General features: G+C 70.5%; 29 protein-coding genes and 1 pseudogene. 12 read left to right on the forward strand and 18 right to left on the reverse strand.

Translation table 11 applies throughout. The annotated features are described in order from the left end of the window. Positions 1-11: 11 nt before the first annotated feature. Both Q9R08_RS13190 and Q9R08_RS13195 read right to left on the reverse strand, forming a co-directional pair. A complete protein-coding gene (locus Q9R08_RS13190; protein ID WP_308868538.1) occupies positions 12-485 on the reverse strand; it encodes a GNAT family N-acetyltransferase in 474 nt (157 codons plus the stop codon). Further along, positions 482-892, reverse strand: coding sequence for an HNH endonuclease (locus tag Q9R08_RS13195; RefSeq protein WP_308868539.1), 411 nt, complete (start codon positions 890-892; stop codon positions 482-484). Before Q9R08_RS13195 ends, Q9R08_RS13190 begins: the two co-directional genes overlap by 4 nt. Positions 893-996: 104 nt before the next feature. On the opposite strand from Q9R08_RS13195, the gene pgi reads away from it, so the two are divergent. After that, positions 997-2,679: a glucose-6-phosphate isomerase gene (pgi, locus tag Q9R08_RS13200; RefSeq protein ID WP_308868540.1), complete on the forward strand. Its 1,683-nt coding sequence runs from the start codon at positions 997-999 to the stop codon at positions 2,677-2,679. Positions 2,680-2,926: 247 nt separating this feature from the next. After that, the gene (locus tag Q9R08_RS13205) at positions 2,927-3,811 is read left to right on the forward strand and encodes an aggregation-promoting factor C-terminal-like domain-containing protein (RefSeq protein WP_308868541.1); all 885 of its coding nucleotides are present in this window, start codon (positions 2,927-2,929) and stop codon (positions 3,809-3,811) included. Between the two features lie 82 nt (positions 3,812-3,893). On the opposite strand, the gene Q9R08_RS13210 is transcribed toward Q9R08_RS13205, so the two are convergent. Next, on the reverse strand, positions 3,894-5,051 hold the full coding sequence (locus tag Q9R08_RS13210; RefSeq protein WP_308868542.1) for a DUF4232 domain-containing protein: 1,158 nt from the start codon (positions 5,049-5,051) through the stop codon (positions 3,894-3,896). Positions 5,052-5,219: 168 nt separating this feature from the next. Next, entirely contained in the window at positions 5,220-5,924 is a 705-nt protein-coding gene (locus Q9R08_RS13215; RefSeq protein ID WP_308868543.1) for a DUF899 domain-containing protein, read from the reverse strand. Positions 5,925-5,973: 49 nt separating this feature from the next. Here Q9R08_RS13215 and Q9R08_RS13220 point away from each other — a divergent pair, with 49 nt between their 5' ends. After that, the gene (locus Q9R08_RS13220; protein WP_308868544.1) at positions 5,974-6,264 is read left to right on the forward strand and encodes a carbohydrate-binding protein; all 291 of its coding nucleotides are present in this window, start codon (positions 5,974-5,976) and stop codon (positions 6,262-6,264) included. Between the two features lie 17 nt (positions 6,265-6,281). Here Q9R08_RS13220 and Q9R08_RS13225 read toward each other — a convergent pair whose 3' ends face one another. Further along, positions 6,282-7,118: an HAD-IIB family hydrolase gene (locus Q9R08_RS13225; protein WP_308868545.1), complete on the reverse strand. Its 837-nt coding sequence runs from the start codon at positions 7,116-7,118 to the stop codon at positions 6,282-6,284. A 10-nt stretch (positions 7,119-7,128) separates the two neighbouring features. After that, positions 7,129-7,695 carry an NUDIX hydrolase gene (locus Q9R08_RS13230; RefSeq protein ID WP_308868546.1) on the reverse strand — a complete coding sequence of 189 codons (567 nt, stop codon included), beginning with the start codon at positions 7,693-7,695 and terminating at the stop codon, positions 7,129-7,131. Between the two features lie 390 nt (positions 7,696-8,085). Here Q9R08_RS13230 and Q9R08_RS13235 point away from each other — a divergent pair, with 390 nt between their 5' ends. Continuing rightward, the gene (locus Q9R08_RS13235) at positions 8,086-9,507 is read left to right on the forward strand and encodes an HNH endonuclease signature motif containing protein (RefSeq protein ID WP_308868547.1); all 1,422 of its coding nucleotides are present in this window, start codon (positions 8,086-8,088) and stop codon (positions 9,505-9,507) included. A 91-nt stretch (positions 9,508-9,598) separates the two neighbouring features. Here the strand turns inward: Q9R08_RS13235 and Q9R08_RS13240 are convergent, their stop codons facing one another. Next, positions 9,599-11,398, reverse strand: a complete 1,800-nt coding sequence (locus tag Q9R08_RS13240) for a DUF2207 domain-containing protein (RefSeq protein ID WP_308868548.1) — start codon at positions 11,396-11,398, stop codon at positions 9,599-9,601. Positions 11,399-11,440: 42 nt separating this feature from the next. On the opposite strand from Q9R08_RS13240, the gene Q9R08_RS13245 reads away from it, so the two are divergent. Continuing rightward, positions 11,441-11,881 (forward strand): MarR family winged helix-turn-helix transcriptional regulator, encoded by a 441-nt coding sequence (locus tag Q9R08_RS13245; protein ID WP_308868549.1) that lies wholly within the window; start codon positions 11,441-11,443, stop codon positions 11,879-11,881. 10 nt (positions 11,882-11,891) lie between these two features. Here Q9R08_RS13245 and Q9R08_RS13250 read toward each other — a convergent pair whose 3' ends face one another. The 3 genes from Q9R08_RS13250 to Q9R08_RS13260 form a co-directional block, all read right to left on the reverse strand. After that, on the reverse strand, positions 11,892-12,626 hold the full coding sequence (locus Q9R08_RS13250; protein ID WP_308868551.1) for an ABC transporter permease: 735 nt from the start codon (positions 12,624-12,626) through the stop codon (positions 11,892-11,894). Next, positions 12,623-13,477: an ABC transporter ATP-binding protein gene (locus Q9R08_RS13255; RefSeq protein ID WP_308868552.1), complete on the reverse strand. Its 855-nt coding sequence runs from the start codon at positions 13,475-13,477 to the stop codon at positions 12,623-12,625. The genes Q9R08_RS13250 and Q9R08_RS13255 overlap by 4 nt, the downstream gene beginning before the upstream one ends. Before the next feature lie 64 nt (positions 13,478-13,541). Further along, positions 13,542-14,153, reverse strand: coding sequence for a TetR/AcrR family transcriptional regulator (locus Q9R08_RS13260; RefSeq protein WP_308868553.1), 612 nt, complete (start codon positions 14,151-14,153; stop codon positions 13,542-13,544). Positions 14,154-14,225: 72 nt separating this feature from the next. Here Q9R08_RS13260 and Q9R08_RS13265 point away from each other — a divergent pair, with 72 nt between their 5' ends. Next, positions 14,226-14,810 carry a thymidine kinase gene (locus tag Q9R08_RS13265; protein ID WP_308868554.1) on the forward strand — a complete coding sequence of 195 codons (585 nt, stop codon included), beginning with the start codon at positions 14,226-14,228 and terminating at the stop codon, positions 14,808-14,810. Positions 14,811-14,873: 63 nt separating this feature from the next. On the opposite strand, the gene Q9R08_RS13270 is transcribed toward Q9R08_RS13265, so the two are convergent. From Q9R08_RS13270 to Q9R08_RS13280, 3 genes are all read right to left on the reverse strand, one after another. Continuing rightward, positions 14,874-15,329, reverse strand: a complete 456-nt coding sequence (locus Q9R08_RS13270; protein ID WP_308868556.1) for an Hsp20/alpha crystallin family protein — start codon at positions 15,327-15,329, stop codon at positions 14,874-14,876. Between the two features lie 118 nt (positions 15,330-15,447). Then, a complete protein-coding gene (locus Q9R08_RS13275; RefSeq protein ID WP_308868557.1) occupies positions 15,448-17,043 on the reverse strand; it encodes an L-serine ammonia-lyase, iron-sulfur-dependent, subunit alpha in 1,596 nt (531 codons plus the stop codon). Positions 17,044-17,148: 105 nt separating this feature from the next. Next, on the reverse strand, positions 17,149-17,517 hold the full coding sequence (locus Q9R08_RS13280) for a VOC family protein (protein WP_308868559.1): 369 nt from the start codon (positions 17,515-17,517) through the stop codon (positions 17,149-17,151). Positions 17,518-17,638: 121 nt separating this feature from the next. Here Q9R08_RS13280 and Q9R08_RS13285 point away from each other — a divergent pair, with 121 nt between their 5' ends. The 6 genes and pseudogenes from Q9R08_RS13285 to Q9R08_RS13310 all read left to right on the forward strand — a co-directional run bounded on the left by Q9R08_RS13285 (position 17,639) and on the right by Q9R08_RS13310 (position 22,422). After that, positions 17,639-17,812 (forward strand): hypothetical protein, encoded by a 174-nt coding sequence (locus tag Q9R08_RS13285; protein WP_308868560.1) that lies wholly within the window; start codon positions 17,639-17,641, stop codon positions 17,810-17,812. A gap of 219 nt (positions 17,813-18,031) precedes the next feature. Further along, positions 18,032-18,337, forward strand: coding sequence for a hypothetical protein (locus Q9R08_RS13290; RefSeq protein WP_308868561.1), 306 nt, complete (start codon positions 18,032-18,034; stop codon positions 18,335-18,337). Positions 18,338-18,350: 13 nt separating this feature from the next. Next, positions 18,351-19,643: a cytochrome P450 gene (locus Q9R08_RS13295; protein ID WP_308868562.1), complete on the forward strand. Its 1,293-nt coding sequence runs from the start codon at positions 18,351-18,353 to the stop codon at positions 19,641-19,643. An 89-nt stretch (positions 19,644-19,732) separates the two neighbouring features. Further along, positions 19,733-19,942, forward strand: coding sequence for a DUF2188 domain-containing protein (locus Q9R08_RS13300; protein ID WP_308868563.1), 210 nt, complete (start codon positions 19,733-19,735; stop codon positions 19,940-19,942). A gap of 331 nt (positions 19,943-20,273) precedes the next feature. After that, a pseudogene (gene dinB, locus Q9R08_RS13305) lies at positions 20,274-21,467 on the forward strand (DNA polymerase IV); the annotation flags it as partial. Positions 21,468-21,534: 67 nt separating this feature from the next. Beyond that, complete coding sequence (locus tag Q9R08_RS13310) at positions 21,535-22,422, forward strand: zinc-ribbon domain-containing protein (RefSeq protein WP_308868564.1); 888 nt, start codon at positions 21,535-21,537, stop codon at positions 22,420-22,422. Positions 22,423-22,464: 42 nt separating this feature from the next. Here the strand turns inward: Q9R08_RS13310 and Q9R08_RS13315 are convergent, their stop codons facing one another. Genes Q9R08_RS13315 through Q9R08_RS13335 form a run of 5 tightly spaced genes read right to left on the reverse strand, consistent with a single transcriptional unit; the run spans position 22,465 to position 25,496 of the window. Continuing rightward, positions 22,465-22,926: an SRPBCC domain-containing protein gene (locus tag Q9R08_RS13315; RefSeq protein ID WP_308868565.1), complete on the reverse strand. Its 462-nt coding sequence runs from the start codon at positions 22,924-22,926 to the stop codon at positions 22,465-22,467. Further along, positions 22,923-23,582 carry a dihydrofolate reductase family protein gene (locus tag Q9R08_RS13320; RefSeq protein ID WP_308868566.1) on the reverse strand — a complete coding sequence of 220 codons (660 nt, stop codon included), beginning with the start codon at positions 23,580-23,582 and terminating at the stop codon, positions 22,923-22,925. Before Q9R08_RS13320 ends, Q9R08_RS13315 begins: the two co-directional genes overlap by 4 nt. Next, positions 23,579-23,923 (reverse strand): ArsR/SmtB family transcription factor, encoded by a 345-nt coding sequence (locus Q9R08_RS13325; protein ID WP_308868567.1) that lies wholly within the window; start codon positions 23,921-23,923, stop codon positions 23,579-23,581. Before Q9R08_RS13325 ends, Q9R08_RS13320 begins: the two co-directional genes overlap by 4 nt. 41 nt (positions 23,924-23,964) lie before the next feature. Then, positions 23,965-24,357, reverse strand: coding sequence for an AtzH-like domain-containing protein (locus Q9R08_RS13330; protein WP_308868568.1), 393 nt, complete (start codon positions 24,355-24,357; stop codon positions 23,965-23,967). Further along, positions 24,354-25,496: an acetamidase/formamidase family protein gene (locus Q9R08_RS13335; RefSeq protein ID WP_308868570.1), complete on the reverse strand. Its 1,143-nt coding sequence runs from the start codon at positions 25,494-25,496 to the stop codon at positions 24,354-24,356. The genes Q9R08_RS13330 and Q9R08_RS13335 overlap by 4 nt, the downstream gene beginning before the upstream one ends. Positions 25,497-25,500: the final 4 nt, after the last annotated feature.

Below are 25,500 nucleotides of genomic sequence, written 5' to 3' on the forward strand. Positions count from 1 at the left end.
CCTGCCGTCGGTCAGGGCTGCGCCGGAGTCCACACGAGGGTGTGGCCGGTCGCGGCGAAGGTCTCGTTGCCGGCGAGCTTGCCCGTGGTCGTCGCGGTGCGTACGAAGCCGAGCGACTCGTAGAAGTCGCGGGCGGCGTTGCCGTCCAGCACCTCGAGCTCGACCGGCCCGCCCGCCCGCGCCAGGAAGTGCTCGACGAGTGCGCGGCCGATGCCCCGGCGGTAGAGGGCGGGGTCGACGTAGATCCACGTGATCTCGCCGCCCTCCGCGCCGACACGGCCCGCGATGAAGCCGGCGACACGCCCCTCGTACTCGGCGACCCACACCTGGTCGTCGAACAGGCCCTCGTTCTCGTAGGTGTCGGCCAGGGTGAGGAACGCCTCGAGGAGGCCCGCACCGCGAAGCTCGTCGATGCGCGCGGCATCGTGGATGCGTGCGATGTCGCCCCAGTCGCCAGACTCGTACGGGCGGATGCCGACCGTCACGGCGCGCCCACCTCCTCGTCGACCACCGCCACCGCCTGCCCGGCCTCCTCGATGGCCGCTTCCGCGACACCGCGCCAGGCGCGGAGCACCTCGACGTGCCGCAGCAGGAAGGCACGCTCGTCGAGTCGCTTGCGGCGCAGCCACCCGGTGACCTCGTCGTTGCTCTTGCTCGCGTTGCACGAACGGCACGCGGGGACGACGTTCTCGAACGTGTACCTGCCGCCGCGCGAAATGGGCAGCACGCAGTCCTTCTGGAACGGGCCGGCCTCGGTGCCGCAGTAGGCGCACGAGGCCCACGCCTCGAGGAGCGCCTGCCACTCGTCGACGGTGAGGTCATTGTCGGCGGCGGCCACGCGTCGTGCACGGCGCCGAGCCGCGCGGGCCCGCCTGGTCTGACTCACCGCCATGCCGGGAGCCTAGCCCGGCGGCCCGCGCGAGACTCACAACCGGACCGCACGGTCGGTGAGTAACCCGTAACCACGGCGCGCGTCGCCGCGGGTACGTTAAGGGCGTGACCGCTCCCGTCGATGCCACCACCACGTCCGCCTGGGCCGAGCTCAGCTCCCTCCGCGATTCGTTCGCCCCCGATCTGCGCGATTGGTTCGCGATCGATCCGCGCCGCGCCGAACGGCTGAGCTTCGAGCTCGCCGACCTGCACGTCGATCTGTCGAAGAACCTCGTGACCGACGAGATCCTCGCCGCGCTCGTGCGTCTGGCCGAGGACACCGGCGTCGCCGAGCGCTACGCCGCGATGATCGCCGGCGAGCACATCAACACCACCGAGGACCGCGCGGTGCTGCACACCGCGCTCCGCCGCCCCGCGGGCGCCCAGCCCGCCCTGGTCGTCGACGGCCAGGACATCGACGCCGACGTGCAGTCGGTGCTGACCGCGATGACGGCGTTCGCCGACCGCCTGCGCTCCGGCGAGTGGGCGGGGGCGACCGGCAAGAAGGTCACCCACATCGTCAACATCGGCATCGGCGGATCCGACCTCGGCCCCGTCATGATCTCCGCGGCCCTGGAGCCCTACGCGACCGCCGGCATCGAGGCTCGGTTCGTCTCGAACATCGACCCCACCGACCTCGCGCAGAAGACGAAGGGGCTCGACCCCGAGACGACGTTGTTCATCGTCGCGTCGAAGACCTTCACGACCCTCGAGACGCTGACGAACGCGCGCCTCGCCCGCGATTGGCTCTGGGCCGGTCTCGAGGCGGCCGGCGCGATCGACGGCTCGGAGGAGGCGAGGACGGATGCCGTCGCCCACCACTTCGTCGCCGTGTCGACCGCACTCGACAAGGTCGCGGCCTTCGGCATCGACACCGCGAACGCCTTCGGGTTCTGGGACTGGGTCGGCGGCCGCTACTCGGTCGACTCGGCCATCGGGCTGTCGCTCATGATCGAGCTCGGACCCGACGTGTTCCGCGAGCTGCTCGCCGGATTCCACGCGGTCGACGAGCACGTGCGCACGACTCCGCTCAGGAGCAACGTCCCCGTCCTGATGGGGCTCCTGAACGTCTGGTACACGAACTTCCTCGGCGCCCAGTCCCACGCCGTGCTCCCCTACGCACAGCAGCTGAGCCGCTTCGCCGCGTACCTGCAGCAGCTGACGATGGAATCGAACGGCAAGTCGGTGCGCTGGGACGGTTCCCCCGTGACGACCGACACCGGCGAGGTCTTCTGGGGCGAGCCCGGCACGAACGGCCAGCACGCCTTCTATCAGCTGATCCACCAGGGCACCCGGCTCATCCCGGCGGACTTCATCGCGTTCGCGAACCCCGCCTACCCGCTGTCGGACGACGGGCGCGACGTGCACGGGCTGTTCCTCTCGAACTTCCTCGCGCAGACCAAGGCGCTGGCGTTCGGGAAGACGGCCGAGGAGGTGGAGGCGGAGGGCACCACCGGCGCCCTCGTGGCCGCCCGCACCTTCGCGGGCAACAAGCCCACCACGTCGATCTTCGCGCCCGCACTGACCCCGTCGGTGCTCGGCCAGCTGGTGGCGCTGTACGAGCACATCACCTTCACCCAGGGCGTGATCTGGGGAGTGAACTCGTTCGACCAGTGGGGTGTCGAGCTGGGCAAGCAGCTCGCCCTGCAGATCGCCCCGGCCATCGAGGGCGACGAGGCGGCGATCGCCGCGCAGGACGCCTCGACCCGCGCCCTGCTCGCGTACTACACGGCGCACCGCACGGTCTGAATCGCTTCCCTGGAGGGGGGAGGATGCCGGGAATCCGGCATCCTCCCCCCTTCGTCTTCGGCGTCCGAGCGGACCTTCTCCAGCCTCGGATCAGGACTTTCAGGGAAAACGCCTCCCACGTTTCGTTCAGGAAAACACCGGGAGTCGTCCAGACGGCATGAGGCAGACTCGGGCACTTGTGCGTCCGACCCGAGGGCGCACGGCGCCGATACCCGCGGCGCGAAACCCGAAGGATCGTACGTTCGTCATGCACTCAGACTCGTCACTCACTCCTGCCCGCCGCCGCCGCGGCCGCTTCTTCGTCCCCGCCGTCGCCGCCGGCGCCGCCCTCGGCATCGTCCTCACGACGGGCCTCACGCTCGCCTCGCCGACGCTCGCCAACGCCGCCCCGCTGGCTGCGTCAGCCATCGCCTCGGCCACCGCGCCCGAAGCGACTCTGCGCGACATCCGGGTCGACGCCCAGAGCACCGTGCTCGCCGCGCGCGTCGCGCTCACCGAGGCCACCGCCGTGACCGCCGACATCGCCGCATCCGGCCTCGACCTCGGCCTGCCCGACACGTCGATCGAGACCGCTCCGCTCGAGCAGGCCACCGACCGCCTGTCGAAGCTCGATCTCGTCCCCATGCTGCTCGTCCCCGGGCTCACCGCCGACGCGACCCGCGTCACCGCCGGGGTCTCCGCGCGCATCTCCGAACTGCGCGAGCGCCTCGACGCCGCCAAGGCGCAGAAGGCCGCCGAAGAGGCGGCCGCAGCGGCCGCCGCAGCCGCCGCCGAGGCGCAGCGCCAGGCCGAGGCGGCAGCCGCCGCCCTCGCCGCCGCCAACACCCCCGAGGGCGCCAAGGCGACCGCGCGCCAGATGGCCGCCTCGCAGTACGGGTGGGGCGACGGCCAGTTCTCGTGCCTCGAGTCGCTGTGGGACAAGGAGTCGGACTGGAACTACCAGGCCTACAACTCCGGAAGCGGTGCCACCGGCATCCCGCAGTCCCTCCCCGGCAACAAGATGGCCAGCGCCGGCGCCGACTGGCAGACCAACGCCGCGACGCAGATCGCCTGGGGCCTCGGCTACATCGCCGGCTCGTACGGCACCCCCTGCGCCGCATGGGGGCACTCGCAGGCCACCGACTGGTACTGATCCGTCGGCCGCCGGTCGCTGAGCAAGCGTGTGACGCGAGACGCGGATGCCGCACCCGTCCGGGTGCGGCATCCGCGTTCCTTCATCTCGAGGGGAACGGGTTCGGATCGAGCGCCCACGCGGTGATCGCGACGGTCGATCCCTCCACGATGTCGAGGTCGAAGTCCAGTCCCCACGAGCCACGTACCATGCCGGCGGTGGGCGCAGCGTAGACCGTCTTCGTGACGAGCGCGCCGTGCGGCGAAGCCGCGTCCCACCCGAGGTAGGTCACGGCGTACCCGCCGGCGGGCACCTCGATGCGCTGCGGTCCGGGGTCCTGCGTCATGAACGAGCCGCCCTGCTCGATCGTGACCGCGAGCAGGTGCTGGTTCTGGTCGCCGAATGCCACGTCGGGGTAGCCCTCGATGACGCAGGGCTCATCCGAGAAGTTCATCAGCCGGATCGGCAGGCCGCGATGTCCGGTCGCCGCGTCCGGTTCGCCGAGCAGCGGCGTCGCCTTGTCGGGCGTGCACCACTGTGGGTCGAGATCGCCGGATGCCGGAGCGGCCGTGGGCACCGGCTCGCCCGGTGCGTGCGGGTCGGGCAGCGCGCCGAAGGTGTTCTGCGCTTCGATCTCACGTTGGGCGTCGGCCTCCGCCTGGATCGCGTCGGTGCGCGCCTGGTCGGCCAGGACCCCGCCCGCGACCACGGCCACGACCGCGACGGCCGCCGCCGGCACCAGCCAGACCGGACGCCGGGCCTGCGGTGCCGCATCAGCGTCTGCGCGCGCCGGAGCGGGGGTTCGAGCGACGAGGCCCGGCAGCCATCCCACGGCCAGACCCCAGAGGGCGCCCGCCGCCGCCAGAGCGCCGAACTCGCCCACCAGGATTCCGCGGGGTCCGGACACCGCGACGAAGCTCCACGCCGCGGCGACGTCGAAGGCGAGTCCGACGACCGCACCCGCGGCGACGGCGGCGAACCACGCGCCCACGAGGAGCGCGCCGTGACGCGCGGCGAGCGCGGTGAACAGAAGATGGCAGAGCCCGACGGCGATCGCGCCGCCCAGCCCGATCACGATGAGCCATCCGCCGACCGGACCCCAGAGCAGCGACGGCGAGACGAGGTCGGGCACGAGGCTTCCGAGCTGGGCGCCCCCGCCGGGGAGCTGCGAGAACACCCATCGCGCGCCGACGACGAGCATCCAGAGCGCCGCGGCGAGCGCGCTCGATGCGAGCAGGCGGCGGGAGGTGACAGTACGCATCGCCTCTCATACTGGCGAGCCCCACCCACATCCGCGAAACGCCGGCGCGCCGGGCGGACGTCGCCGCGGGTGCGAGGGAGGTCAGCCGGCCGCGCGCGCCGGGCGCACGTCGCCGCGGGCGCGAGGGGGTCAGCCGGCCGCGCGCGCCGGGCGCGGCATCCGTCGTCCTCAGCCCTGAGCCTGACCCGCGCCGTACAGCTCGGCGATCTTCTGCGACGTGAACCAGCCGTCGTAGGTGTCGGACTTCGGCCACCCCTCCGGCGAGTCCTGCCACACCTCCTGCCTGCCGTACGGCAGCAGGTCGATGAGCGGGAAGGTGTGGCTCAGCTGCTCGGTGCCACGGCCGTTCGTGTGCCACGTGCGATACACCGTGTCGCCGTCGCGGAGGAACACGTTCACGGCGAACCCGCCGCCCGCGGGCGCGTCCATGTCGGCGCCGAACGGGCTGTCGGCCGTCGAGTACCACTCCATGCGGTTGCCGGTCTTCTCGCGGTACGCGAGCGCCTCGTCGATCGGCCCCTGGGTCACGATCACGAACCGGGCGTCGTACGCCTCGAGGAAGTCGAGACGCGTGTATTGCGAGGTGAAGCCGGTGCAGCCGGGGCAGTGCCATTCCTTGCCCTCGAACCACATGTGGTTGTAGACGATGAGCTGCGACTTGCCCTCGAAGATGTCGGCCAGACGCACGGGGCCGTCCTTGCCGACGAGCGTGTACTCCGGCAGCTCGACCATCGGCAGTCGCCGCCGCTGTGCGGCGATCGCGTCGAGTTCTCGCGTCGCCGCCTTCTCGCGAACCCGGAGGTCGGCGAGCTCACGCCGCCACGTCTCGGCGTCGACGACGGGCGGAAGGGCTTGCTGGGTCGTGCTCTGCATCGGAACCTCCGAGTGTGCGAGTGCGTATGTTCACACTGTACACATCAGGATGCCGAGGTCAAGGGGTGGAAACAGTGTCGTCGCCGACGACGATGCCGCGACCGTTGATCGCGATGCACACGCGGCCGAACACGTCGGGATCGCTTCGACCGCTCCGCCGGCGTGGTCGTCCACCGCGGTGTACGACGAGGGCGACGTCGTGACGTATGACGGCGCCGTGTGGACCGCCTCGTGGTGGACGAAGGGCCAGGAGCCGGGGTCGAAGAAGAACGGGGCGGGTGTCGCCGGCCGCCCCTCGGCCTGCGTCGTAGTGCCGGCGGCGGCAGCGGCGCTGCCGTAGCGCGCGTTCGGGGGCGCTCAGGGTCCGGCTTTCCCGGCGTCGGCGGCGGCAGCGGCGAGCTCATCGAGGAGCCGATCGAGGACCTGCGCCACGCCTTCCTCGGCGCAGGGTGGGGCGATGTGATCGGCGGCACGGATCACCGATTCATGCGCGTTCGCGACCGCGTAGGAGGTGCCGGCCCAGGTGAGCAGGGAGATGTCGTTGGGCATGTCGCCGAACGCGATGACGTCCGCGGCATCGATCCCGAGGCGCCGGCACAGGTGGCGGAGTGCGCTCGCCTTCGTGATGCCTGCGGAGCTGATCTCGACGAGTCCCGACACGGACCATGTCACGGTCGCACGATCCCCCACGATCGCCTCGACGCGGTCGTGCAGAACCGCTGCCGGCACGTCCGGATGCCGCACCAGCAGCTTTACGGCCGGATCGGTCCAGATCTCGGCGAGCGTGCCGCGCGGCGCGCCGGGCGACGGATACGGCTCGACATATTCGGGCGCGAAGCGGATGCCGTCCGCACACTCGATCGCGAACCAGGCGCCGGGAAGCTCGGCCTCGATGGCTGCGCAGATCGCCATGCCCGCCTCGGCCTCTATGCCGGCCAGCGTGATGATCGTGCCGGCGTGGGCATCGAAGGTCAGTGCGCCGTTCGAGACGACCGCGAGGCCATGGCTTCCGACGTGCGGCCAGAACCCCGACATCCATCGCAGCGGCCGGCCCGTGACGAAGACGACGGGCACTCCGGCGTCGTCGAGGCGCCGCAGCACGCTCGCCGTGTGCGGCGGCAGCGCGACGGTGTCGTCGGGCACGAGGGTGCCGTCGAGATCCGTCGCGATCAGGATGCGGCGGCGGGCGTCCATGAACCTCCACTCATGGCACCCGCTCCTTCGACGCAAGGAACACCGAGAAGATCTTCGCCATCACGTGGTGGTCGGAGGATGCCGCCAGGCGATCCAGCGCCTCGCTGAGGGAGACGATCGAGATCTCCGAATGGCCGTCGCCGGCTCCCCACCCTGTCGGCTGCCGGATGCCGGCCACGTCGACGCACCCGAGCAGCAGGTTGAACTCGGGATGCGGAAGGTGGACTCGGGCGGGCTGCGCCGCGGTCGAGCGGCACCGCAGGACGCCGACGGGCGTGAATCGTGCGAGCGAGGCGCCGATCTCCTCCTCCAGCTCGCGGTGGACCGCCTCCTCGAGCGTCTCACCGGGCTCGATCGTGCCGCCCGGCAGCTCCCACTGACCTTGCGTGCGGACCAGCACCGCCATGTCGCCGAGCATCGGCAGCACGTGGATGTTGCTGACGAGGGCCAGATCACCCTCTGCGACCTCCGCATCGAAACGTCCTGTGACCGGACCCCACTCGACGACGAGGCCGCGTACGGTGTCGGCCCCGTCGAACGGCGCGCTCCGGACAACACGATCTCGGATGCTGATCACAGCGGCTCCTCTCGGTCTGACCATTGTGGGCGACGCGGGGTGCGGGGAGCGACGAAAGGGCCCGCATCAGGGCGCCGGCGGACTCACAGGAAATGAATCACAAAAAGATAACGACGAACCCTTCCCTTCGTTACCTCGCCGTTATAGAGTGCATGCACGGTAGTTGTTTTGCTGTGGCAGCTACCGGCATGTGATTGCAGGACACTCTTGGTGCAAGGGACAAGGGCCGGTCGGTAGCCTCTCCGACCGGCCCTTACTCTTGCCCTCAGCGGCGTCCTCTCCTCCACAGCAGACGCGGTGTGCACGTCCACGCGGGTTTTCCACAGAAATCGCCCTTGACCTGCGATTTGACTCCGCTCGAACGTCGGAACCCCTCGGCATGATGGGGGTATGACCTTCCCCCTCGCCGACCTCCGCGACATCGCAGCGGTGCTCGGCGACGCGCTGAGGCAGGCCCTCTATCGCGAAGGGCATCGCGTGCTTTCCGACCACGATCTCGTGGCGGCCTTGAAGATCGTCGAAGAGATCGGCCGATGGGCGGATGCCGCCCGCCTCAGCGTCGCCGGAGAGGTCGGGCGACGCAGCGAGCCGAGTGCCGCCGACGTCACGCTGACGGCGGCGTTCGGCTGCGACAGCGCGATCGAGCTGCTGGAGCGTGCCACTCACGTGTCGAACGCCACCGCTCGCGCGCGTCTGCGCACCGCCCGTGCCATCACGACACGACCGACGCTGACCGGACAGGATCGGCCTGCGCCGCTCGATCACGCTCGGCGGGAACTCGCCACGGGTCGGCTCAGCCTCGACGCCGTCACCACGATCGCGGATGCGCTCCGTCCCCTTCAGCGGAGGTGCACCGCCGACGACCTCGCTTCCGCCGAAGCCGAGCTCGTGCAGGCTGCCGTCGGCGAAGCCGGGACCCCGCCCTGCAGCATCTACGAGCTGCGGATCATGGCGCAGACGTGGGCGCTGTTCCTCGATCCTGACGGAACGCTGCCGGACGAAGACAGCGAGCGCATGCGCACCTTCCGGCTCGGACGCGAACGCAACAGCCTCTTCCCGGTGCATGGCAACGTGACAGCCGACGTCGCTGCCACGCTGCAACGGCTGCTCGACGCCAGCCTCAATCCTCGCGTCCAGGACCGCACTCCGCGATTCGTCGACGTCAAGCCGCCCGGCGCCGGCGGGTCGGCCGAAGACGAGCACGTCCACGACCCGCGGACCGCCGATCAGAAGCGGCACGACGCGTTCGCCGGCATCCTCGCGGCGGCGGCAGCGTCCGCCGACAGCCCCACCTTGGGCGGAGCCGCGCCCACGCTCGTGGTCACCGTGGCCGCAGATCAACTGGAGCGCGCAGACGGCGTCGCCTTCGTCGACGGGCCGGACGGCGAGGTGCCGGTTCCGGCGACCTTCGCGCGTCACATCGGATGCCACGGCACCATCCATCGCGTCACGCTCGGCGCGAACGGCCGCATCAAGGCCCTCGCGGTCACCGACCGGGTGTTCAGCCACTGGCAGCGGAAGGCCATCAGCGCCCGCGACGGCGGCTGCGTCATCCCCGGGTGCCGGGTCCGCGCTGCGTGGTGCGAGATCCACCACGTCGTCGAGCACGCGAGGGGCGGCCCGACCCAGGTCGACAACGGCGTGATGCTCTGCTGGCATCATCACCGCACGATCGAGACCAGCGGGTGGGAGATCCGCATGCTCGATGGCATGCCCCAGGTGCGGCCGCCGACGTGGGTGGATGCGCGAAGGCCGTGGCGATCCGCCAACCGGGTCCTCCACGCCGAACTGCAGCGCGCGCGATCCGCCTGACCTGCACTGCCGCGCTGCGCGCCAGCAGGTCAGCCCGCCACCGGGCGGCACGTCACCCGCGCCGCGAGGTGTCCTCGCAGTGACCGAGCACTCACACCCCTCCGCCGCCGCCACCACCGCCGCCACCGCCGGCGGAACCGCCACCCGACGAACCGCCCGAGGACGACGAAGCGGAGGCCGACGACGAGAGTGTCGAGATGCCCGCAGAGAAGGCCGCCGCATGGAAGCCCGAAGATCCGGCGTACCAGGTGGGCGAGTTGCCCTCGCCGTACAGGACGGCGAGCTCCTCCGCCCACCGCTTCTCCTGGCCGAACACGACGGCGTACGGAAGGAGGGTCTCGTACAGCTTGAGCTTCACCCGCGGATCCGAGACGTCGACGGGCACCCGTTCGGCGCCCTGCGGCGACTGCAGCATCCGGATCCGATCGGCCTCCGCCCACTCGATGAACTGCTTCAGACCCAGCAGGTGGTCGCGGGTCTCGGCTCCGGCGGCGGTGAGCGGCTTGTGCGACACCAACCCCGCCACCACCAGCACGACGAGCACCGCCCCGATGATCAGCACCACGGGAATCCACGGCGTCACGTAGGCGACGAGGGCTCCGATGCCGAAGAGCAGGACGAGCACGGCGGAGACGATCGCGATCACCACCGGCCATGCCCGCGGGCCGACCGGCACTCTGCGACGCAGCCCACGCGTCGTCAGCTCGGAGGTTGCCGCCTTCAGCACCTTCTGCGCCGTCGACGAGAACCTGGTGTCGGTGCGACCGAACTCGAACTCCTCGCCCGGCATGCCGGACGGGAAGAGGCCGGGAAGCAGCATCCGTCCATCTCCGTCGGCGAGCGATGGATTCTGGAGCACGGCCTTCAGACGTGTGCCGCCGAACAGCTTCTGCGGGCCTTCTTCGATGCGGATGCTGCCGACCACCGCCTGCTCGAGCACCTCGGCCGGGATCGCCTTAGACGTGTGGCCGAGGAGAACGGCGCTCTCGAGGGCGTCGATTCCGCGCGGGGGCGTGTACTCGGCGATGATGACCGGTCGCCCGGGCTCGTCGCGGAGGTGCCGCGCACGCGTGATGACCGCGAAGACCACAGCGGTGCCGAGCCCGAGAAGCGCGACCGTCCCCTGCAGCCAACCCCACGGCGACGCCAGATACGAGGCGTCGAACTCGGTGAAGGTGTCGGGCTCGAACCCGATCGCGATCGTCATCGTCTGGTACGGCTGGACCCCTTCGACGGTTGCCACGACCGCCCTGTCGGAGTCGCCGATGGCGCACGTCCGGGTCTCGTCCTGGTAGCCGACGTAGCAGGACTGCGCACCCGTGCGTGCGGCATCCACGTCGTCCGGCATGGTCACGCGTGCCGTGACGCGGCCGAATGACTGGGACCAGAGAGTGCCGTTCACGTCCCAGTAGAACTCGTCCGAGCCCGTGTCCGCGAAGTACCGCGTGACGTTCTCGAGCGTGTAGGTGAAGACGTACGTCTGGCGACCGTGGACGAACTCGTCGGCACGCGAGGTCATGGAGAAGACCCCGTCTTCCTCCTCGGTCTCGGCGTCACGCGCTGCACCGTTCTCGTCCGTGATGGAGACGAGGTGCGGGTTCAACGGCGCCCCCTGGTAGTTGTCGGGGATGAGCCGCCGCATGCCGTGGTTCTGGTCGGACTCGGGGAAGAGCGCGACGAACGTCTCGACCACGGTGAGCGTGCTCGTGCCGTCCTCGGCACGACCGAGCTGGTACTCGACATCGAGGCTCTCGAACGAGAAGTCGTCGACGTCCGCATGAGCCGGAGCAGCGACGACGCCTGCGAGGAGAAGGCCCGCGAAGAGGGCGAGCAGCAGTGCCGTCGCTCCGAGACGGCGCGCGCGCCACGACGCGGTTGCAGAAGACGCCATGGGGCCAGCCTAGGGTCCGCGGCCTGCCCTACTCTTGACGATATGACCGACCGCCGTCTCGCCATCGACGCCTGGGAGAGCCTCTTCCGGGCCCAGCACGAGGTGTTCGGCGACATCAACGGCGACTTCGACGAAGAGATGCTGAGTCAGGCCGAGTACGACGTGCTCCTCACCGTCACTCGCTCCGACGACCTCACCGCCCGGCTGCGGGACGTCACCGCGAACATGCTCATCAGCCAGCCCAGCGTCTCACGGCTCGTCGACCGCATGGTGGCGCGCGGACTGCTCACGAAGTGCGCGGATCCCGACGACGGGCGCGGGTCGCTCGTCCACGCGACGGACGCCGGCGCCTCGCTGTTCCGCCGCATCGCCAGCGCCCACGGCAGGGCCATCGCCGAGCGGATGTCGCTGCTCTCGGACGACGAGCTCAGCCAGCTGCGCGACCTCACCGCCAAGCTGCGGAAGAAGCAGCCCAGCTGCTGATCGCCCGCCGCTACGGGGTCCGGCGCCGGAGCGTGAGCGAGGCCAGGATCAGCGCTCCGACGGCGAACGCCACCACGACGAGAAGTGGACCGAACACGTCCCAGCCCTCGTCGCCGGCCGTCACCGCATTGATCGTGTCGATGGCGTAGCTCAGCGGCAGCACCTTCGAGATCTGGTACAGCGCCTCGGGCATGTCCTCGCGCGGCATGAACAAGCCGCCGAGGATGATCTGCGGAAACACGATCAACGGCATGAACTGCACGGCCTGGAACTCGGTGCGGGCGAACGCGCTGGCGAGCAGCCCGAGCGCGCTGCCGAGGATCGCGTCGACGACGGCCACCAGCCCCAGCTGCCACAGCGGCCCCTCGACGTCGAGCCCGCACACCCAGACGGCGAAGGAGACGGTGATGACGGCCTGCAGCGTCGCCATCAGCCCGAACGCGAGGGCGTATCCGACGATGAAGTCGGGCTTGGCGATCGGAGTCGTCATCAGCCGCTCGAGGGTGCCCGATCGGCGCTCGCGGAGCGTTGTGATCGACGTGATGAGGAACATCACGATGAAGGGGAACAGCGCCAGGATCGGTCCGCCGAACTGGTCGAACACGCCCTCCTGGTCGCTGAACAGCCAGGCGAACAAGCCGACGAGCAGGCTCGGCGCGACGAGCATGAGCGCGATCGACCGCGGGTCGTGGCTGAGCTGCCGCAGCACGCGTCCGGCGGTCGCCAGCGTCAGCACGCCGTTCACGAGCCGCTCCCTTCGTCTGTGGGGTTCGCCGGCGCCTCGGGCGGGTGCGCTTCTCGAAGTTCGCGGCGCGTCAGCGGGTGGGGTTCAGCGGGCGAACCGCCCGGAGCGCGCGGTCCCTGGGCCTGCCGAACCGCGTCGCGTTCGATGAGGGTGAGAAAGGCGGCATCCGGATCCGTCGTCCCGGTATCGGCGAGCAGGCCGTCCGGCGTCGTGTCGGCGATGATGCGACCGGCCCGCATCAGCACGAGTCGATCGCACCGCACCGCCTCGTCCATCACATGGCTCGAGACGACGAGCGTCGCGCCGGCGTCGGCCAGAGCGCGGAAGACCGCCCACAGCTCGGCCCGGAGCACGGGGTCGAGGCCCACCGTCGGCTCGTCGAGGACGAGCAGCTCGGGATCGCCGAGCATCGCCACGGCCAGCGAGACGCGGCTCTCCTGCCCGCCGCTCAGCGAGTCGATGGTCTGATCCCGCTGGTCGGCGAGGCCGACCTGTTCGATGACGCGATCGACGTCGCGACCGGGCGCCCCGACCAGCCGCGCGAAGTAGCGGAGGTTCTGCTGGATCGTGAGGTCGCCGTACACCGACGCCGCCTGCGTGTCGTACGCCACTCGCCTGCGGAGGGCCCGCGATCCCCCCGGCTCGCCGAGCACGGTCACCGAGCCGCCGGCGATCTTCTGCACGCCTACGATCGCGCGCATGAGCGTCGTCTTCCCGCACCCCGATGGACCCATCAAGCCGGTGATCTGACCGCGCGGGATGTCGAGATCGAGCGAGGTGAAGACCTCGGTCTTGCCGCGTCGCACGTGCAGATCACGCACGCTGACGGCATCCGTCCCCGCGCTATTCATCACGTGATGAATAATGCGCCCGCTGTGACCGCGTGTCAAGGGGTCGGGCCGTCCCGCCCTGGCGTCACGAGCCGTAGAGGTAGCCCTGCACCGTCGGCCCCACGCGCCGGACCAGCTCGTCGACGGATGCCTCTCCCAGCGCCGGCAGTCGCAGGACGTAGCGGGCGATCAGCAGGCCGGCGACCTGCGAGGCCACGAGCGCCGCTCTCAGTTCGGCGTCCTGGACGTCGAGCGCGCGGACGATGCGCGCGAGCAGCTCGCGCGAGATGAACCCCGCCAGCAGCGGCGTCGTCAGCTTGTTTCCGATCGTCGTACGCAGCAGGGCGACGCCACGACGGCGCACGTCGGCGTCCTCCCAGGTCTCCAGCAGGTACCGCACGATCCGATTCCCCACCTCGTCGCGGGGTCCGGCGAGGATCTCGATGATGGCCAGGTCGGGCCGCATCGGCGCGCCCACCGTCTCGCCGAAGAGGTCGGCCTTCGTGCCGAAGTAGTGGTGCACGAGGGCCGCATCGACGCCGGCCCTGCCGGCGATGCCGCGCATCGTGGCGCCGTCGTACCCGAGTTCGCCGAACTCGTCCATGGCGGCGGTGAGGATCCGCTCGCGCGCATCGGACTGCCCGGCCCGCGGGCGACCGCGACGTCGCTTCGGCGCCGGCACGACGTACTCCACCACGGGGTCAGCCTACGTCTGCACTCGGCCGGCGACCACGTGATCCGGTCCCGGGTCCGACGTAGTCTGGGCGCCATGCACACGCGCACTCAGGCGAGGCTGCAGGTCGTCGCGGGTCCGATGTTCGCCGGCAAGTCCGAGGACCTCATGCGTCGCGTCCGCCGCGCCCGCATCGCCGGCCTGTCGGTCGACGTCGTCAGCCACGCCCTCGACGACCGTCGCGGCGAGGGGCAGGTCAGCTCCCACTCCGGGCTCAGCGTGCCGTCGCGCTCGGTGCCCGACGTCGAGGCGCTGGTCGCCTCGGTCCAGGGGCGCGGGCTCGATCTCGTCGCGATCGACGAGGCGCAGTTCTTCGGCCCGGGACTCGTCGACGCCGTCGATGCGCTGGTCGCCGAAGGCGTGGACGTCGTCGTGTCGGGCCTCTGCGTCACCTTCGATGGCCGGCCGTTCGAGCCGCTGCCGGCGCTCATGGCGATCGCCGAGGACGTCCTCAAGCTCACGGCGGTGTGCGCGGTCTGCGGCGAGGACGCGGCGTTCCATCAGCGCCTGTCGACCGGCGGTGGCGGCGATCCGCTCCGTCCGACGAGCGACCAGGTGGGAGGCATCGAGTCGTACCAGGCGCGATGCCGACGGCACTTCACAGGGGCGGCCCGAACCTAAGGCGCCCAGAACGACGGATGCCCCGTCCCGGCCGGGACGGGGCATCCGTGTGAATGAGCGTGCCTACTGCTCGATCGGCTGCGGCGCGTCGTTGGACTCGTGCGCCTTGATCGTCGGCGTCCCACCCTCGGACATGACCTCGATCTTGCGCGGCTTGGCCTTCTCGCTCACCGGGATCGTGACGCTCAGCACACCGTTGTCGTAGCTGGCCGAGATGCGCTCCGTGTCGATGCCCTGGCCGAGGTTGAGCTGGCGCAGGAAGCTCGCCGCCTCGCGCTCGCGGGTGATCCACTTGACGTCCTCGCCGCTGGTCAGAGTGCGCTCGGCGCGGATCGTCAGCAGCTGCCCGTCGACGTCGATGTCGACCGAGCCCGGGTCGATGCCCGGCAGGTCGGCGGTCAGCACGTAGTGGTCGCCGTCGCGGTAGAGGTCCATCGGCATGCGGCGCGGGCCGCGGCGCGTGTCGAAGAGACTCGATGCAAGACGGTCGAGGTCACGGAACGGGTCGTAGGTGGCCATGGGAATCTCCTCTCTGTCTGGGAGTTGAGCCCACCCGGCTCAACTACGTCCAGATTAGCACTCTCCCCATGCGAGTGCTAAATGATTCAGCGTTCGCTCTGAACGAACGGACCGCCGCTCAGCACTCGATGACATTGACCGCGAGGCCGCCCTCGCTCGTCTCCTTGTATTTGTGCGACATGTCGATGCCGGTCTGCCGCATGGTCTCCACGACGGCGTCGAGAGAGACGTAGTGCGAGCCGTCGCCGCGAAGTGCGAGACGCGCCGCCGTCACGGCCGTCGACGCGGCTATGGCGTTGCGCTCGATGCAGGGGATCTGCACGAGACCGCCGACAGGGTCGCACGTCAGGCCGAGATGATGCTCCATCGCGATCTCGGCCGCGTTCTCGATCTGCCGGTTGGTGCCGCCCATGACCGCCGTCAGCCCACCGGCGGCCATCGCGCACGCCGACCCGACCTCGGCCTGACAGCCACCCTCGGCGCCCGAGATCGACGCGTTGGCCTTGAACAGCGACCCCAGTGCGGTGGCGGTGAGGAGGAAGCGACGGATGCCGCGGCGACGGTTCGCCTCAGCCCTCTGCTGCTCGTTCCACCGCGACGGCTCGGCAGCGTCCGCGCCATGGCCGGGGTATCCGAGCAGGGCGCTGCCCACGAGCTCGCCGTACGGGGTGACCGCGTTGCCCGCGCCGAGCCCCGAGTCGGCGAGGAAGCGCCACCAGTACATGGCCACCGCGGGAACGATGCCCGCAGCGCCGTTGGTGGGCGCGGTGACCACCCTGCCGCCCGCGGCGTTCTCTTCGTTGACGGCGAGCGCGAACGCCCCCAGCCACTCCCCCGGCAGCTCACGTCGCCCGTCGGCCTCGGCGGCCTCGAGCTGCTCGCGGATCGACGCCGCACGCCGCTTGACGCCGAGCATCCCCGGCAGCACGCCGCCGGATCCGAGGCCCGCCTCGACGCAGGCGGCCATCGCATCCCAGATGGCGTCCAGGCCGGCGGCGATCTCCTCGTCGGGGCGCAGCGACTCCTCGTTGAGCCGTGCCGCCTCCGCCATCGTGATGCCGCGTTCATCGCACAGCGCCAGCAGCTGCTCGGCGCTCGCGAAGTCCAGGGGGAACACGGCCGCGCCCGCAGCACCGGCACCCGCGGGCGGGTCGCCCTCGCGGCGGATGAACCCGCCGCCGACGGAGTAGTAGGTCTCGCGGACGAGGAGTCCGGCATCCGTGGCGGGAGCGACAGCCGTCACCGACGACGATCCGGTCTCGCGCACGCCTGCCGCGGCCACCGCGCGGGCCGGCCCCTCGGCGGGAGAGGCCCACGCTTCGAGCGTCATCGCGTTCGGGTGCCCGGGGAGCCGCGTGCGCGGTGCGAAGACGATGTCGCCGCGTTCGAAGCGCACGGCCTGGGCGCCGGCGAGCTCGAGCGCCTGCCCGTCGGGCCATGCGCTCCACGCCGAGCGCACCGCATCCGGATCCACCGTCTCGGGCTCGAGTCCCCGGAGTCCCGCGACGACGGCATCCGGGGTTCCGTGACCGATGCCGGTGGCGCCGAGCGAGCCGTACAGCGTGCAGGTCACCCGGCCGACCTGCCGCAGCACGCCCGTGTCTCGCAGGCGGACGACGAAGTCGTGGGCGGCCCGCATGGGTCCGACCGTGTGGGAGCTCGAGGGTCCTACGCCGATGGAGAACAGCTCGAACGCCGAGACGTAGGCGCTCATCGTCACCAGGCTAACGCCGCTGACGATGCGATCTGCACGCCGTTACCGAGTCGTGAGGGGCAGGATGCCTGGAGAAGAGTCATCCGACGAGGCAGTGTGCCGAGTTCACGCCCGTGGGTGGAACGAGACGAGACCGACGGTGTTGCCCTCGGAGTCCTCCACGAACGCCTGCCACTCCTCGTGACCGGCCGGACCGAGCGCGTCGTCCTCGTGCGTGAAGATCACGTGCGGGCCGGTGACGACGTGGGTGCGGTGCTCAAGGCGTTCGACGGCGGCGCGCACGTCGTCGACCTGCAGATAGAGCAGAGCCGTCGGCGCCCCGCGGTCGAGCAGCAGCCGGACGCCGTCGAGGTCGAAGAAGAGAAGTCCCGGCGGATCGAACACCGCCGCGGGCGCCACACCGAGGAGGTCGGTGTAGAAGCCGGCGGCGCGCTCGAGATCGTCGGCGTGCTGAGCGACCTGGACGAGTTTCATGGCGCCATTCTCGCGTGACACCGACGGTGCGCCAGTGCCCCTGGTGAATCGCTCGGCGTTGCGATAGGCAAGTAGCAGCTCCGCGCGCACGCGACGGAGGTGGTTCGAGAGAGGGTCCGCGATGCTCTTCGTCCTTTACCTCATCCTGCTCCTGGGCGGCATGTACCTGGTCGGCTCGGCCTTCGCGGCGCCGTTCCTGCCGGCGCTGGTGTTCGTCGCCGGAGTCCTCTGCATCTCGCTGGCGGTGGCACTGCCCATCGCGGCGCAGCGGATCGACAGCGGCCCCCGGAAATAGCTCGCGCTCCGCCCCCCGTCGGCCGTCATTGCCGGGTCGTGGCAGCCCCGTCGCGGCATGCCGGGTGCCCTGTGCGGAGTTTGTCAACCCCGCGAACGCCAGGCTCCTCGTCGGTGAGAATCGACTCGCTGCATCAGCGTGGAGGCACCGAAATGAGAACAGCGAAATCCGCATCGCCGTGGTCCGGCACCGGACAGGAGAGGTGATCGAACGATGGTGATGCTTGACCCCCAGGTCCGTCCGACAGGGCGGCAGTACGACCTGCAGCGCGTGGATCAGTCGACGTGGATCATCCGCGACGCGCACGTAGCCACGACCGACGCGAGAAGCGTCGTCGCGTGCGTCAGCAAGGCCCCGTTGGACGGCGTCGATGTGGTGTGGCTCCACCCGGTGGGCCTGCCCACCCACTACCGCACCGCCGACGCGGTGCTGCGCGATCTGATCCGCCACGGTCGGCGCAGTTCCGGGACGACCCGGCCCATACCGATCCCGCATCGTCCGCCGGTGAAGCCCGAGCGCTGCTGATGCGGGCGCCTCGATGAGGCCGGCACTGGCCGACGACTCGCTGTCGGTCCTCGTCCGCGGCTACGACTTCGGCGCGCGGATCTGGCGACGGGTACGCGACGGTGCGAGATCCGCCCCGATGCGACTGCTGGGCCGGGAAGCGCTTCTCGTGCGCGGCTCAGCGGGCGTGGCGGTCTTCTACGACGAGACGCGGATCGCCCGGCACGGTGCGATGCCCGCGATCGTGCAGCACACGCTGTTCGGCAACGGCTCGGTGCACAGCCTCGACGGCGACGAGCACCGCCACCGGAAGGCGACCTTCGTCGACGTCGCCTACGAGGATGCAGAGGTCCGACGACTGCAGCCGCTGCTGGAGCGGGAGTGGCGCCACGAGCGCGACGCGTGGCTCGACGGCGGTCACCGCTCCGCCTACGATGCAGCGGTCGGTGCGCTGGGCCGCGCGATCATGGCGTGGGCCGGCTTGCCGGGTACGCCCGCTGCCAAGACCCGCTGGGCGGCGCGCCTCGCGCAGATCGTGGACGGCTTCGGCGCCCCCTACTCCCCCGCCTATGTCGCCGCCGCGGTGAATCGACGCTGGTCCGACCGGCATGCGCGACGGGTCATCGAGGCGGTGCGCGCGGGCGACCTCGCTGCGGCGCAGGGGACGGCCCTGCATTCCTGGGCCTGGCACCGCGATCCGGCCGGTGAGCTGCTGCCCGCACAGCTCGCGGGGGTGGAGCTGCAGAATTCGATCCGGCCGATGATCGCCGTCGCGCGCTTCGTCGCGTTCGCCGCCAAAGAGCTGCACGACCGGCCCGAGTGGCGAGCCCGCATCGCCGCCGAGACGGCGGAACGGGCGACGCTGGTGGGCGGTCCCCTGGCGATCATGTTCGCCCAGGAGATCCGGCGGACCGCGCCGTTCGTGCCGATGCTGCCCGGGTGGGCCACCCAGGATGTCGACCTCGACGGTCAGCACCTCGCCGCCGGCGGTCGGGTGGTGCTCGACATCCTCGGCACCAACACGGACGCCCGCTCCTGGGAGGACCCCACGGCCTTCGATCCCGAGCGCTTCCGCGGCGTCGAAGACTACGAGGCGCTGTCCGCCTTCATCCCGCATGGCGGCGCCGGTGTGGCGACCGGCCATCGCTGCCCGGGTGAGAAGATCGCGATCGCCGGCCTCGCGGCTGCGATCGCCGCGCTGAGTGATCCCCGGCTGACTGTCCTGGACTCCGGCCTCTCCGTGAACCGTCGCCGGCTTCCGACGAAGCCGAGGTCGGGAGCCCGGGTGCGGGCCGTTGGTACGTCCTCACGCCGCCCGATCCACTGACGGCGGTGAGCCAGCCGTTTCCGCGGTCAACCCACTCGACGCATCGCTGAGGACGCCGAAGGATGGCGGGAACACCTACGGGAGGAATCATGGCCGAGACCGAGCACACCGTCGTCACCCGTTCGAACCGCGGACAGTGGGAGGTGGCCGTGGCGGAGCGGCCCGACCTCTCGCAGAGCTTCTCCAGCCGCGAGGAGGCGATCGATGCGGGTCGCACGACCGCCGACGAGCTGGGCTGGCGTCACATCGTGGAGGAAGCGGAGCCCACCGGCGTCATCACCGACCCGGCCGACGAGTGAGCCACGGCGGGGCGTCGGCCGACGTCCCGCCCGCGCGTTCACGGATTCGGGAAGTGGTGGTCCTCGGCACGGCGAACGTCTGCGAGGGTCGCCTTCCAGGTGCTCCGCCGCGGGCGCCGACGGTCGAAGAGCTTCCGCAGGGTGTCTCCGACGGAGCGGAGAGCTGATCCGAATGTGATCATGTCTGCTCACCTTCAAGCAGTGGGGGTTGTCTGTGGAATAGGGATATCCGCTGGGCGCCACCGCGTCTTGGGGCTTGACCTGACGCGCCGGGTGTGGTGTCCCCGGTAGGTGCGATGATCCGCACGGGGACGATCGGCGGGAGGGCGGGATGCGGAGCGAGGCGACCGTGCTGCACGCCGACCTCGACGCCTTCTACGCCTCGGTCGAGCAGCGCGACGCACCTGCGCTGCGCGGACGGCCTGTCATCGTCGGCGGCGGCGTGGTGCTGGCGGCGAGCTACGAGGCGAAGGCACGCGGCGTGCGCACGGCGATGGGCGGCCGGCAGGCCCGCGAGCTCTGCCCGGATGCCGTGGTCGTGCCGCCGCGGATGGACGCGTACTCCGCGGCCAGCCGAGACGTGTTCGCCATCTTCCGCGACACGACGCCGCTCGTGGAGGGGCTCTCGATCGATGAGGCCTTCCTGGAGGTCGGTGGTCTGCGACGCATCGCAGGCACGCCCGAGCAGGTCGCGGTGCGATTGCGTGAACGGGTCCGCACAGAGGTCGGGCTCGCCATCTCGGTCGGAGTGGCGCGGACGAAGTTCCTCGCCAAGGTCGCCAGCGCCGTCAGCAAGCCCGACGGCTTACTGGTCGTCGAGCCCGACCAGGAAGAGGCGTTCCTGCTGCCGCTGCCGGTCGAACGGCTGTGGGGCGTCGGCGCCGTGACCGCCGACAAGCTCCACCGCCTCGGCATCCACACCGTCGGGCAGCTCGCCGAGCTCGAAGCCGCGACCGCCGAGAGGCTGCTGGGCAAGGCGACCGGTGCGCACCTCCACGCGCTCGCCCGGCTGCGCGACCCGCGCCCCGTCGACACCACGCGGCGCCGTGGGTCGATCGGCTCTCAGCGCGCCCTCGGCAACCACCCGCGCACGGCGGAAGAGCTCGACCTCTTCCTGACGCAGATCGTCGATCGGCTGGCTCGCCGCCTGCGCGACCGCGACCGCGTGTGCCGGACGGTCGTGCTGCGCCTCCGCTACGGGGATTACGCGAAGGCCACCCGATCCCGCACGTTCCGCTTCGCGACCGATCGCACCGCCCTGCTGCTCGAGGTCGCGCGGGGGCTGCTCGCCTCCGCACAACCCGAGATCGACGAGCGCGGCATCACCCTCATCGGCGTCTCGCTGTCTCAGCTCGGCCGCGCCGACAGCGTCCCGCCGGAGCTGCCCATCGACTGGGAAGACGGGTCTCGCCTCGATGGGGTGCTCGATGCGGTTCGCGACCGCTTCGGCGCGGCGTCGGTCGCCCGCGCCGCACAGCTCGGTCGCGATCCGGGTTGGTCGACGCCGTTGCTGCCCGAACACGAGTGCCCCCGAGAAATCGCCTCCGACCGGCCACGGCAGCGATGTCGTCGGCCGCGCTTACCCTGCTCCCATGGCGGAGCGTGTCGAACTGTGGTGGGCCCGCCGCCAGTTCTCCAAAGGGTCGGAAGTCCCCTACCCGGTGGGGAGCTACCGCGAAGCGTGGGCGCCGTTCCCTGCGCTCATCCGCCAGTACCATCCGGAGCTCAACGCCGGCATCGTCTTGAGCCAGGTGCCGCCCGCCGCCGACGTGCTGCTGCTGTGGCAGTGCGAGGCCGGCCACAAGTTCGCCGCCACTCCCGACGAGCAGCGCAACCGCCCCGGACGCGAACGCCGTCGCTCCGCCTGGTGCCCCGAGTGCGTGGACCTCGCCCGACCCACCCGCGCCCTGCCGATGCGGGACGTGGTGACCCCACTCGACTCCCCCGTCCCGGCCGCCGTCGCCAACCCCACCGGCCGTGCGGTCCTCCGGTCCCGCACGCCGAGACGCAAGCTGCAGGTGTGCGCGAAGACACCCGAGCTGCCCGTCGGCGAGCCGTTCCACTCGGAATGCGCGCCGAAGCCTGCGTCCGCGGTCGAAGCGCAGCTGCGCGCCGACCTGTTCGCCCGTCTCTCGGTCACACCGGGCGCGAACGCCGTGCGCGTCGCGCGGCCGTTCTTCGACCACGTCGAGGTGTGGCCCGACATCCTGCTTCCTGAACTGCGCGTCGCCATCGAGTACGACAGCACCGGCCGCCACGGTCTCGAACACGTCGGCAAGCGCGAGGACGCCGACCTCCGCAAAGACCGTGCCCTGCGCTCTGCGCGATGGGAGGTGGTCCGCATCCGCACGGGCAGGCTCGAACCTCTGGGCCCGTTCGATCTGCAGATGTCGGCATGGAACCCGAAGGGCCTCGAGCGCCTCATCGACGCGCTCCGCGACATCCGCGGACCACTGCTCGTCGACCCGTACCTCGCCTGACGACTGGTCATCGGCGACAGCGGAGCCGCGGACCGACCGCGTCTACGTGAGGTGGCCGGCGAGCGCCTCGAGCAGGCCTCGCGTTCCTTCCTCGCGGTTGTCACCGTCTGCCCAGAACCGGTCGAAGAAGACGCCGTGTTCAGCATGCGTGAACCGGGTGCCCTCGGGGATCCGCTCGAATTCGAGGGATGCCACCGAGGTGGACATGTGGATGCCGTCGAGCCACATGTCGTAGGTCGTGACGATGCGCACGTGCTCGACGATGTCGGTGTAGACGGCCTCGTACCGTGACAGCGGTCCACTGTGGAACTGCGCCTCGTCGACGTCGCGTCCGCCGACACGGAAGTCGAATGCCCACTCGCGCGAGTCGAAGGCATCGCCGTCGCCGAACCAGCTGCGCTTCTGCGTCCCATCGGCGAACGCCTGCCAGACCTGCTCGACGGGCACGGGATAGTCGCGAGTGAGGGTGAACCCGGCGTGGGCGAGCCGGCGCTCGATCGTCATCGCTGCTCCTCTCGGGTGAAGGTGACGTGGATGGTGCCGCTTTCGGCGACCTCGGTGGTCACGCGGTGCGTGTGCTCGAGGCCGCGAAGGTCGTCCCACACGCGGTTGCCCCGGGCGAGCACGATCGGCGCGATCCCGACGTGCAGATCGTCGACGAGACCGGCCCGCAGGAACTCCTGTGCGGTCCGCACGCCGCCCCCGACCCGGACGTCGAGCCCGCCGGCGGCGGCGGTGGCCTCCGCGAGCACCTCCTCGATCGCCCCGCTGCGGAAATGGAAGGTCGTGCCATTGACCATGGCGATCGACGGGCGGGGTGCGGAGTGCGTGAGCACGTAGACGGGGCAGCCGAACGGCGGCTCATCGCCCCACCACCCCTTCCAGTCCGGGTCGTCGGGATTCGCGTGCAGGCCGAACATGGCCGCGCCCATGATCTCGGCACCCACGCCGGTGAAGAACGCCGCGGCATAGGACTCGTCGACGCCGGTCGTGCCCGCGCCGCTGGTGTCGCCGAAGACCTTCTGCCGGAAGGTGCGGGTGGCCGCGTAGGCCGCCGTGAGAGGGCCCCAATCCTCACCCATGGGGTTGTCGGCCATGGGATCGGGAGCCGCGGTGTATCCGTCGAGCGACGAGAACAGGTCGATGCGGACTCGGGTCATTGCGAGGTCTCCTTGTCGGTGATGCGGGTCAGGTGGTTGCCGAGGCGGTCTGCCTGTCGCTCGGCGGGTGTCCGCTGCTCGCCCAGCCAGACGCGCACGACATCGAGGGCGCCCGGTCGCAGGCTCACAGTGCGGACGCGTCCCTGCTTGCTGGACGTGATGACTCCCGCGTCCTCGAGGATGCGCAGGTGCTGAAGCAGCGACGGCAGCGTCATCGCGACCAGCCCCAGGAGGTCGGACACGACCGCCGGGGACTTCGCGAGGCGCTCGACGACCATCCGCCGGGTCGGATCCGCGAGTGCTCGGAGCACCGCGTCCAGCTCGGCAGAATAGTTAGGCATATACCTAACTATTCACGATGCCCCGCCAGATGTCAATGCACTCAGGGCTCACCTGGGCGGTCAAGCCGCCGGATCCGCGCGGTGACGTGTGCGGCGATGATCACCCACCCACCTCCCCGGCTCTGCCAGATCTGGGTCTGCACCCCACGGCCGCCGTCTTCGTACTGGGACTCCGAGACGAGGAGCGCGGTGGTGTCGCCGAGCCGGCGGTAATGGATGTCCGAGATCCGACGCGGCCGGATCCCGCCTCGTCCCGCTCGGAACGCGCTGATGGCGCCGTGTCCGACGAGCAGTCCGCTGTCGTCGGAGCGGATGGTGTCGTCGGCACGAGCGAAGCTCGCATCCAGTGCGGCGAGGTCGTTGGCAGCGAGCGCACGCTCGTACGCGTCGAACGCCGCGAGGAGGGCGGCAGGGGCCTCGTCGACGCCGGTCACCGCGCGACCTCGCTGAAGTCCGATTCGCGGATGCGGGCGTGCACGCCGACCGTGATGTCGACCACCTGCGAGATGTCGAAGTCCGTCGCCGCACTCAGATAGGCGTAGGCGAGATGCTCGTCCATCCCCCAGCGCGCCTGCAGAAGAGACAGCGCTGCCCGGACGCATGAGCGCATGGCCGAGTCCAGATCCGGGCCGAGTCCGGTGGGCACGATCCATCCGCTCGCGCGGATCAAGGGGCCGCTCAGCATCCCGAACGCGGCGACCGCCTGTGCCGCGGGGACGACATCGATTCGGAGCGTCGCGCGCAGGGATGCCTCCAGGGCGGTGAGCGCCACCTCGCCGTCTCCTTGGGCGAAGTGCGGGTCGCCGACGTAGGCAAGCGCTCCGTCCACCTGCACCGGGAGGTAGAGCACCGTTCCCTCGACGAGCAGGTTGATGTCGATGTTCCCCCCGTGGGGGCCCGGCGGGACCGAGTGCGGTCGCACGGACCCGGCCACGGCGACGCCCATCGTTCCGAGGAAGGGCGCCAGAGGGAACGACACGGCCGGCTCTCCGCCCTCGACGACCGGCAGCAGCCCGAACATGCCCTCTGGACGGGTCATCAGGGGGGCGAACACGCTCACGTTGGCAGTGCCGCGCGGAAGCTCTCCGGCCAGGGCTCCTCGGCCGTGCCGATTCGAGATGACCCCGTACGGAACGCGAGGCTGCAACCGCACGACGGTGATCTTGAGCAGGTCTCCCGGTGCCGCGCCCTCGACCCTGATCGGCCCCGTCACGACGTGCGGACCGTCGGTCTCGGCGTTGCGGCGACTCGATGCGGCGATGGCGACGGCGTCGTCGAGGACGTCGGATGCCGCAACGCCGTGAGCCGCGAAGAAGGCAACCGGGTCGGAACCCTGATCTTCGAGGAGACCCTCATGGCTCACCGTGTCGATGGTGACCGATTCACCCGGCCGGATCGAGAGCACCGGCGCATCCGTCTCGCACGGCAGACGACCCCACATCGTCGTCTCATCGCCGGCGCGCAGGTAGTGGTCTCCCGGTATCTCACCGCTGCCCGGCTGCAGCGGGCGGAACCGAGGGACCGCTGCCGCCGAAGCGGGGGCGGCGGGGCGTGGGCGCGCGATATCGCTCATCGTC

It is taken from the genome of Microbacterium psychrotolerans, assembly GCF_031085295.1.
Taxonomy (GTDB): domain Bacteria; phylum Actinomycetota; class Actinomycetes; order Actinomycetales; family Microbacteriaceae; genus Microbacterium; species Microbacterium psychrotolerans.